The sequence below is a fragment of the Blautia caccae genome (genome assembly GCF_040095955.1).
Classification (GTDB): Bacteria; Bacillota; Clostridia; order Lachnospirales; family Lachnospiraceae; genus Blautia; species Blautia celeris.
Genome location: NZ_JBBMFP010000069.1, coordinates 1 through 1,518 on the forward strand (window position 1 = coordinate 1; position 1,518 = coordinate 1,518).

Annotated in this window: 1 protein-coding gene and 1 pseudogene; both read right to left on the reverse strand. The window is 55.6% G+C overall.

Translation table 11 applies throughout. The features are described from left to right. Positions 1 to 989, reverse strand: a pseudogene (locus tag WMO65_RS26115) (hypothetical protein); the annotation flags it as partial. Further along, on the reverse strand, positions 952 to 1,518 hold a 567-nt coding region (locus WMO65_RS26120), incomplete at its 5' end, for a TraG/VirB4 family ATPase (RefSeq protein WP_349064858.1). The pseudogene WMO65_RS26115 and the gene WMO65_RS26120, both read right to left, overlap by 38 nt.

Below are 1,518 nucleotides of genomic sequence, written 5' to 3' on the forward strand. Positions count from 1 at the left end.
ATCATGACTGCAAGGATCAATTCCACGTACTGGGACATCCCGTACTGCCCTGCCACTTCCCGGACAGCTGCCCGATAGCCCTCCACTTCCTGGCTCAGGCCAGTGGCCTGTGCGCTGCCTGACTGCATGGAACCAAAAATCCCTATTATAACCAAAACCAGGATCAGAAAGATAGGGAGCAGGATCCCTGCCGGGCTGAAGGCCATGACCATGCTTACTATGGCCCGGCCGATCCTTCCAGCGATCCTCCTCACCGCTCTCCTTACTGGCGCAGTGCCTTGGCGGACAGCCTTCTGCTGTTGCCGGTTCGCCTCTTCCTGTTCTCCTGCCTGCAGCCTCTGGCCTGCGATCGCCCTGCCGGCTGTCCCTCCGCCCCGCAGGATCTTCCGTATGACACGGCGGCTAAGCCTGCGGTTCTGAGAGGCCCCTTCATATACCGGCTGGGGGCCCTCTATTGCTGCTGTCCCCGGTTCAGAGGCTTGTGCTGCATCCTGGCCCTCTAATGCCATATACTGGACGGTTCCCTGCCGGCTTTGTCTTTGTATCCTTTGCACCTGTGGGCTTTGTGTTTGTGGGCTTTGCCGCCCTGGCTTCTGGATGGCGTCTGCCTCCACGCTGTCTGGCTGTGTGATCCTGTCTTTTAGCCAGCCCGTTCTCTGTTGGGAACCTTCCTGTTCATATTGTGCCGCTTCCTCCTTCAGCATCGCATCCTGCATCCCTGCATCCCGCTGGATGTCCTTTCCCCGCTGCCTCTCTGCAGCCTTCTTTGAAAGGATTGCCCCATACCTGGCCTGGTTCAGGAGCCTTTCCTTTTTTGCCTCCGGCATCTGCATCCAGACACTTGCTGCCCGGCTGTCCGGAAGCTGCAGCAAAGCGCCGGCCCCTGTTTTTTTCCTGATCTTCCTCCCCCGTATCTGCAGGACAGCGGCCTTCCCTACGCTCCTCGCCCGTTTACGGAGCCTGGTGTTCTCCCGCTGCTGGATCTTCATATCCCGCCTCCTTCTTTCTGGCTGCACGTTCGTGGAAATTCGTGGAATAGATCTCATACAGCGGATTTTTTTTGTCTATATAGGCATCACACTGCAAGATCTGGTCCCCGCAGACGATCAGGCACTGCCCTGGCTCTGGGTTCGCCAGCTCCCTGAATTCTGCATTTGACAGCTCTAAAATTTTACTTAGGGCATTCCGGTCACTGCCTCCCTGGTCTAACAGGATCTTCAAGTCACAATTCGATACCATATCCTTCACCCTGGCGTTCGCCAGTGCTGCAGATACATTCTGGAAACATACCGTACAGATACCTCCATATTTCCGGTATGTGATGAACGCATGCAGGAGCTGCTCTGTGGAGCTTTCCTTCTGGCAGACATATTGTGCCTCATCACAGATAAATCTGGTCGCTTTCTGCAGGCTGACATTATAGTCCATCCGCATAGAGAGCAGGTGCATGACCGTGATCATGCAGGTCTCCCACATGCTGTCTGATACATTCTTCATGCCAAAGACCACAAGCCTGGA